This window comes from Janthinobacterium glycogeni (assembly GCF_051380725.1).
GTDB lineage: Bacteria > Pseudomonadota > Gammaproteobacteria > Burkholderiales > Burkholderiaceae_D > Janthinobacterium.
Window position 1 is genome coordinate 525,698 of the sequence record NZ_JBNYXP010000003.1, and the last position, 8,347, is coordinate 534,044.

An 8,347-nucleotide genomic window follows, 5' to 3' on the forward strand; every position below is an offset into this window, starting at 1 on the left:
TCATTTCTACCCCAGCAGCAGCGCCTTGAACTCCAGCGCTGCCCTGCAAGCGAACTAATTACCCCACAAACTTCCGCGCATTCCTGAACATGCGCATCCACGGCGAATCCTCGCCCCATGCTTCAGGGTGGTAGGACTGCTGGACGCTGCGGAACACGCGCTCAGCGTGCGGCATCAGCACGGTGAAGCGGCCGTCTGGCGTGGTGACGGAGGTGATGCCTTCCGGCGAGCCGTTCGGGTTGTACGGGTAGGCTTCGGTGGCGGCGCCCTTGTTGTCCACAAAGCGCATGGCTTTGGTGACCTGGGTGATGTCGCCCGTTTGGGAGAAGTCGGCGTAGCCTTCGCCGTGGGCGATGGCGATGCCAGCCTGGGTGCCGGCCATGCCGTTGAAGAAGATCGATGGGGAATCCATCACTTCGACCATGGCAAAGCGGCCTTCGAATTTCTCCGACTTGTTGCGCGTGAACTTAGGCCAGGCGTGGGCGCCGGGGATGATGGATTTCAAATTGCTCATCATCTGGCAGCCGTTGCAGATACCGAGGCCGAAGCTGTCCGTGCGGTTGAAGAAGCGCGCGAACTGTTCCGCCAGGCTGGCGTTGAACAGGATGGTTTTCGCCCAGCCTTCGCCCGCGCCCAGCACGTCGCCGTACGAGAAGCCGCCCACGGCGATAACGCCCTGGAAGTCGTCCAGTTTCACACGGCCGGCGATCAGGTCGCTCATGTGCACGTCGACAGCCGTGAAGCCTGCCTGGTGCATGACGTAGGCCGTCTCGATGTGCGAGTTGACGCCCTGCTCGCGCAGGATGGCGACGCGCGGACGCACGCCGGTGGCGATGAATGGCGCGGCGATGTTCTCGTTCTGGTCGAAGGTGACGATCGGCGACATGCCCGGGTCTTGCACGTCCAGCAGGCGGTCGTATTCGGCGTCGGCGCAAGCAGGATTGTCGCGCAGGCGGGCGATGCGCCAGCTCGTTTCGCTCCACAGGCGGTGCAGTTCGGCGCGCGGCTGGGTATAAATCAGCTTGGCGTCGCGCGTGAATTCGATGACGTCGCGGTCGTTCAATTTACCGATGATATGGCTGCAGGCGCCCAGATTGAAGGTGCGCAGCACGTCCATGACGAGCGATTTTTCTTCCGCGCGCACCTGGATCACGGCGCCCAGCTCTTCGCTGAACAAGGCGCGCAGGGTCAGTTCGTTGCGGCGTTCCGCCACCTGGCCGGTCCAGTTCTTGGCGTCGCCCCAGTCGCTCGAGTGCTCGCCTTCCATGGTCAGCATGTCCAGGTTGACGGACATGCCCGTGTGGCCGGCGAAGGCCATTTCCGTCAGGGTGGCGTACAGGCCGCCGTCCGAACGGTCATGGTAGGCCAGCAGCTTGTCGTCGCTGTTCAGCTTTTGAATGGCGGCGAAGAAGCCTTTCAGGTCTTCCGCGCTGTCCACGTCCGGCGTTTCATTGCCCAGCTGGCCCATGACTTGCGCCAGCGCCGAGGCGCCCAAACGGTTTTTGCCGCGACCCAGGTCGATCAGGATCAAGGACGTGTCGCCCTTGTCCGTTTTCAGCTGCGGCGTGAGCGACTTGCGCACGTCCGTCACCGGCGCGAACGAGGACACGATCAGGGACACCGGCGACGTGACGGATTTCGCCGCGCCCGTGCCCTCGTCTTTCCACGTCGTGCGCATCGACAGCGAATCCTTGCCGACGGGGATGCTGATGCCCAGCGCCGGGCACAGGTCCATGCCGACGGCTTTCACCGTGTCGTACAGGGCCGCGTCCTGGCCAGGCTGGCCGCAGGCGGCCATCCAGTTGGCGGACAGCTTGATGTCGGAGATGTCGGCAATCGCCGCGGCGGCGATGTTGGTGACGGCTTCACCCACGGCCATGCGGCCGGAAGCTGCTGCGTCGATGACGGCCAGCGGCGTGCGTTCGCCCATGGCCATCGCTTCGCCCAGATAACCCTCGAAGCTCATGGTGGTGACGGCGCAATCGGCCACCGGCACTTGCCACGGTCCCACCATCTGGTCGCGCACGGTCATGCCGCCCACGCTGCGGTCGCCGATGGTGATCAGGAAAGATTTGTCGGCCACGGTCGGCAGCAGCAGCACTTTTTGCGCCACGTCCTTCAAGTCCATGCCGGTCAGGTCGATGGCGGGGAAATCGTTGGCCACGTGGACCACGTCGCGCTGCATCTTCGGCGGCTTGCCCAGCAAGACGTCCATCGGCATGTCGACCGGTTCGTTGCCCAGTTCCGGGTCGATCAGCTTCAATTGACGCTCTTCGGTGGCCACGCCCACGGCGGCGAACAGGCAGCGTTCGCGTTCGCACATGGCCTTGAACAATGGCAGGCTTTCCGGCGCGATGGCGAGAACGTAGCGTTCCTGCGACTCATTACTCCAGATTTCCTTCGGCGCCATGCCCGATTCTTCCAGCGGGACCTTGCGCAGGTCGAAAATCGCGCCGCGCTTGGCGTCGTTGGTGATTTCCGGGAAGGCATTCGACAAGCCGCCCGCACCCACGTCGTGGATGGAGATGATCGGATTGTCCGCGCCCATTTGCCAGCAGGCGTTGATGACTTCCTGGGCGCGGCGTTCCATTTCCGGATTGCCGCGCTGGACGGAATCGAAGTCCAGGTCGGCCGTGTTGCTGCCGGTGGTCATCGACGAGGCGGCGCTGCCGCCCATGCCGATACGCATGCCCGGGCCGCCGAGCTGCACCAGCAGGCTGCCGACGGGGATGTCGTTCTTGTGCGTGTGCTGCGCCGAGATATTGCCGATGCCGCCGGCGATCATGATCGGCTTGTGGTAGCCGAAGACGGCGTCTTTGTCCGTGCCGACGTTCTGTTCATACGTGCGGAAGTAGCCGCCCAATACCGGACGGCCGAATTCGTTCGAGAACGCGGCGCCGCCCAGCGGGCCTTCGATCATGATCTGCAGCGGCGACGCGATGCGTTCCGGTTTGCCATATTGTTCGGCGTCCGCGCGCGATGCCAATGGCGCCGTCACGGAAGCGGCCGTTTCCCAGCTGCGCGCAGCGTCCGGCAAGGACAGATTCGATACGGTGAAACCGGTCAGGCCAGCCTTCGGCTTGGCGCCGCGGCCCGTTGCGCCTTCGTCGCGGATCTCGCCGCCCGCTCCGGTGGAAGCGCCCGGGAATGGGGAGATGGCCGTCGGGTGGTTATGCGTTTCCACCTTCATCAGGGTGTGCGTCAATTCCGTCGACGCCGCATATTCGTGGCTGGCGCCGCGCGGGTAGAAGCGCGACACGGTCGCGCCTTCCATGATCGAGGAATTGTCGCTGTAGGCGACGACGGTGCCCTTAGGCTGCAGTTCGTGCGTGTTCTTGATCATGCCGAACAGCGATTTCGGCTGCGCCACGCCGTCGATGGTCCAGTCGGCGTTGAAGATCTTGTGGCGGCAATGCTCGCTGTTCGCCTGCGCGAACATCATCAATTCCACGTCCGTCGGGTTGCGGCCGGCCTTGGTGAAGGCGGCGTCCAGGTAGTCGATTTCGTCTTCCGACATCGCCAGACCCAGTTCGACGTTCGCCGTTTCCAGCGCAGCCTTGCCCTGCCCCAGCAAGTCGATCGATTCCAGCGGGCGCGCTTCCAGGGTGCGGAACAGGTCCTTGGCGTCGTCGGCGCTACGCAGCACGGATTCCGTCATGCGGTCGTGCAGCAGGTCGGCCACGGCCTGTACCTGCTCGTCCGTCAATTTGCCGGCGCCAATCGCGCTGCCCAGGATGCCCGATTTCAGGTTGATGCGGAAAGCGATGCCGCGTTCGACGCGCTTGATGTGCGCCATGCCGCAGTTGTGCGCGATGTCGGTGGCTTTCGAAGCCCACGGCGAAATCGTGCCGAAACGGGGGATGACGAAGAATTCTTCGGCGGCGCCTTCCGTATTGTCAGCCTGGGCCGGCTCGCCGTACGTCAGCAAGGCGCCAAGGCGCGTGCTGTCGTCGTTGGTGAGCGGCGCGCCGGCATCGATGAAATGGACATAGCGTGCTTGCACGGCCACGATCGCAGGCGAGACGGCTTGCAGTTGGCTTAACAGACGGTGGCTACGGAAATGGGACAGGGCATTGGAACCCGGCAGTATCAACATGATTGGAAGGTGGTTGATGCAGCGTGGCTGCGGGTTAAAGGTAGGTATGACAATATCTTTCGTACGGCAAATTTCCTTTGCGCGCATTATACCCGTTTTACCCCTGCTTTATTACCGGAACTTATGGCTTTCCGGCCATTTTGCCCGTGAAACCGGCAGTTTTTGCCAACTTGCAACAACAGGATCAGACAATCACATAGCGGTTCTTGCCCTGGCGCTTGGCCAGGTACAGCGCCTCGTCGGCAAGCCGGTAACTGTGGCTCAGCTCCTTGCCCCGGTCCAGCTCGGCCACGCCCACGCTGATCGACACGAACTGTGCAGCATGGAAAGCCTGGCTGACGGCGGCGACCAGGGCGCCGGCGAAGGCGCGCACAGCCTCGCGGTCGCCCGCGTAGACGATGCCGAATTCCTCGCCGCCCAGGCGTCCGCACAGGTGTCCCTGCGCTTTGCCGGCGATGATGGCGGCCGTGCGCATGAGCACCGCGTCGCCCGCATCGTGGCCCTGCTGATCGTTGATGATCTTGAAATCGTCGATGTCGATCATCAGGAAATGCAGCATGTCGCCGTGGGTGGCGCCATGCATCTGCTGGGCGCGCTGCGTGAACATGCGGCGGTTGTTGAGGCCCGTCAGGCTGTCCTGGAAGGCCATCCGCGTCAACTCCACCTTGGCGTGATAGTTACGCAGTCGCAATAAGCTGAAGCTGACATTCAGCGCCAGCCCGAACAGCACGCTGACGGCGATCATCAATAGCACCCAGGGCTGGTCGGGCAAGCCAGCGTTGACGGGATACAGGCCGTGGCCCACGTTCCACCACACGCCGGCCACCACGGCCAGGTAGCTGAGACCGCCATTGAAGATGGAAGCGATGGCCAGGGTCATGAAAACACCCACGGGCAGGACCCAGAAGCTGGCGTGGTGGACAGCGTCGGCCATGGTACGCAAGCCGAAGGTCAGGGCCAGCACGGCGCAGGCGCCCGTCATGGTCAGCACGGGCAAGGTGGTGCAGCGGGCGCGCACGGCCAGGCTCGCCAACATGCCCAGCAAGGCCAGCACGGCGTGCGTCAGGTTCGGATGGTAGGCCGGCGGCATCAGCAGCCAGGCCAGACTGAAGGCGATAATGCCCATCACTTGCGTGATCAGGCCGACCCGGTGCAGTTCCGCAAAATAGGTATGCTGCTGTTCGCTGTTGCCGCCAAAGGCAAGGGGAACGGCAATGCGCCGCAAGGTAGACAGTTCAGGAACGCGCATGACGGGTATCGATACCAGAGAGGGATAAAGCGCCCGTTAAAGCCTTGCGCATGCCTTGCCGCGACGTGGTGCGGCATGCAACAGGTGTTGCATTTTAGAATACTATCACGGTAGTCATGGAATGGCCGCAAAAACAGGCGCCCGCACTGTCGCAAAGGCCTCTCGTGTCATCAAATACAACGCCGGACGGCGCTGGACGCGCCCGCCCTCGCGCACTGCACCCAATTGCATGCATTTTACTGGCAGTGTCGGGGGGCTTTGCAGTATGCTGATAAAAAACAATACTGCCAGGCAAATACATATAAGAAGAGTTCCCGCAAATGACCGAACAGATGAACGAGAGCTGAACCATGCCAGAAACTAGCGACTTATCTGTCCTGATCGTCGACCCGAACCCCAGCATGCGGGGCAATCTGCACAATATGCTGAACCAGGCCGCCATCACCAAGGTGGAATATGCCGTCAATGCCGGCACGGCCATCCGCTTGCTGACGAAGAAACCGTTCGACATCATCCTGTGCGAATACGACCTTGGCGGCGGCACGGACGGCCAGGATGGCCAGCAATTGCTGGAAGACTTGCGCCACCATAAGCTGATCGGCCTGTGGACGATCTTCATCATGCTGACCTCGGAGGCCATCCACAGCAAGGTGATCAGCGCAGCCGAGCTGACCCCGTCCGACTATATATTAAAACCGTTCACCGTCGACGTGCTGAGCGGCCGCATCGCGCGCGCCATCGAGCGGCGCGCCATTTTCCTGCCCACGTATCAGCTGATCGACAAGGGCGACTTGCGCGAAGCCGTGAAAAGCTGCCGCGCGGCCGAACTGCAGCACCCGCGCCTGGCGGCCGACTTCGCCCGCCTGCGCGCCGAGCTGCACATCACCCTGGATGAATGGAAGGAAGCGGAACAGCTCTACGCCGACATGCTGGCCACGCGCCCCATGGCCTGGGCGCACCTGGGCCTGGCGCGCACCCTGTTCGAACAGCAGCGCCATGAGGATGCGCAGGAAGCACTGCTGGAACTGGTGGAGACCTATCCCCGCTTCATGGCCGCCTACGACTTGCTGGCGCAAAACCATGAAGCCATGGGCCAGCAACTGCAGGCCAAGAAAATCCTCGAGGACGCGGTGGCCATCTCGCCGCACATGGTGCGCCGCTTGCGCCACCTGGGCGGCATCGCCTTCGACACGGGCGACATCGGCGCGGCCGAACGGGCCTACAAGCAGGTCGTGACGAAAGCGAAGTACTCCGAATTCCGCGACCCGGAAGACCACGTCAACCTGGTAAAAACGCTGGTGAAAAAGGGCGACGCGCCGCAAGCGAGCGGCGTGCTGCGCGACATGGAGCGCTCCCTGCGGGGCAGCGCCAACGTGGAAGCATGCCGCGCCATCTCGGCCGCCATGCTGCATGAACTGTCGGGCAACGACATCGCCGCCGCCACCGAACTGCAACTGGCCGCCGCCGCCCTGGACGACGCGCGGGGCCTGTCGACGCAGCTGAAGGTGGGCCTCGTGCAAAGCTGCCTGAAGAACAACCTGGAACAGGCGGCGTCCGACGTCATGATGAAACTCGTCAACGAAGCCGACAGCGACATAACGATGGAAGCGGCCGTCGACGTATTTGAAAAAGCGGGCCGCCACGACCTGGCGCAAGGCATGGGCCAGCAGATCACGAACCAGGTGCAGGAATTGATGCAGGATGCGGCCAGCAAGGCGGAAAGCGGAGAGCTCAAGGGGGCCGTCTTCGTGCTGCGTCAGGCCCTGCGCAAGACGCCGGGCAACCTGCCCGTGCTGTTCGCCTCCGTCGAGGCCATCCTGCGCCAGCTCAACATGCTGGGCTGGGAAGCCCCGCTGGCCGAACAGGCGCAGCACCAGATGCAGATGATCCGCAAGATCGACCCCAGGCATCCGCAGCTGGAGTCGCTCAGGCAGCAGTATGCGGCTACGCAGCACAAGTATGGTATTGCGACCTGATCTGAGGGACGCACTGCAAACCTGCTGCGCAGCCCACTCTGGGGGCGGCGATGCTCACCGTATCGAGAGCATATATAACTCAGTAGATGAATACTTCTCCTGCAAGCGCGCCTCAGAAGCGGGGGCTGCGTTGTTCGTCATCGCGTCCCGCCACGCATCGTCCTCGCGCCTTGCCCGCGCGCCTTCAGCGCGGGAGTTTATACCGTACCAGCAGCGTAGGTCCCTTGCCGCCGGATGGCGTCAGCAGTATCTCGTCACCCGGCTGCATCTCTTCATACATCACCGTGCAACAGGTCGGCATCGAGTGGCCGCGCGCCGGATACACGCCGACGTCCGTGTGCAGGGTTGCAGCGCGCACATCCACGCTGGTCTTGCCGGCCTTTCCCTCTTCTTGCAGCAGCTTGCGCAGCGCGGTAACGAAGTCCCCTTTGCTGAGCCTGGCAGGTGCCTGGCTGGCTTGCGGGCGAGTGCTTGCGTCGTTTTTCATGGCAGTTTCTTTCAGTGTATACATTCCCGCCACTATATCATTCGCCCCTGGCGCAACGCGACCCCAGGGGTGGAGCGAGTCCAGTAGCCCGACCGGGGCAGCAGCGGCAGAGCGCCTGCTTTTGCGCGTTATAACGGCACAGTTGGCTACAACAGTCTGGCCCTTCTTCTGCCGGGAGCGCTCGATGGGATGGCAGATTTTTCCACGCTGGCGATGCAGTTGTAGTGGTTTAATGTACCCGGACACTGATTTAGGCGAGAATGCTCGCCATGGAGAGGTGTTTGATGAGCAAGCAAAGACGTACGTTTTCCCCTGAGTTCAAACAACAGGCAGCATGCTTGGTGCTGGATCAAGGATACAGCCACGTGGAGGCAAGCCGGTCGGTCGGCATCGGCGAATCGGTGCTGCGCCGCTGGGTGCAGCAGCTGCAGTTGGAGCGGCAAGGCATCACGCCGCAGAGCAAGGCAATGACGCCAGATCAGCAGCGAATACAGGAACTCGAAGCACGTATTGAGCGTCTCGAGCGGGAGAAGTCCATT

5 protein-coding genes are annotated in these 8,347 nt (G+C 62.6%); 2 read left to right on the plus strand and 3 right to left on the minus strand.

The features are described 5' to 3' along the window. Nucleotides 1-58 precede the first annotated feature (58 nt). Together purL and ACQ4W4_RS10860 are read right to left on the minus strand one after the other, a co-directional pair. A complete protein-coding gene (purL, locus tag ACQ4W4_RS10855; protein ID WP_436542006.1) occupies nt 59-4,096 on the minus strand; it encodes a phosphoribosylformylglycinamidine synthase in 4,038 nt (1,345 codons plus the stop codon). Between the two features lie 184 nt (nt 4,097-4,280). After that, nucleotides 4,281-5,345: a GGDEF domain-containing protein gene (locus tag ACQ4W4_RS10860; protein WP_436542007.1), complete on the minus strand. Its 1,065-nt coding sequence runs from the start codon at nt 5,343-5,345 to the stop codon at nt 4,281-4,283. Between the two features lie 350 nt (nt 5,346-5,695). Between ACQ4W4_RS10860 and ACQ4W4_RS10865 the strand changes: the two genes are divergently transcribed. Continuing rightward, nucleotides 5,696-7,321, plus strand: a complete 1,626-nt coding sequence (locus tag ACQ4W4_RS10865) for a response regulator (RefSeq protein ID WP_436542008.1) — start codon at nt 5,696-5,698, stop codon at nt 7,319-7,321. Between the two features lie 184 nt (nt 7,322-7,505). Here ACQ4W4_RS10865 and ACQ4W4_RS10870 read toward each other — a convergent pair whose 3' ends face one another. After that, a complete protein-coding gene (locus ACQ4W4_RS10870; RefSeq protein ID WP_436542009.1) occupies nt 7,506-7,808 on the minus strand; it encodes an HNH endonuclease in 303 nt (100 codons plus the stop codon). A 284-nt stretch (nt 7,809-8,092) separates the two neighbouring features. Between ACQ4W4_RS10870 and ACQ4W4_RS10875 the strand changes: the two genes are divergently transcribed. Then, nucleotides 8,093-8,347: transposase (locus ACQ4W4_RS10875; protein WP_436542027.1), on the plus strand; the 255-nt coding region annotated here is incomplete at its 3' end.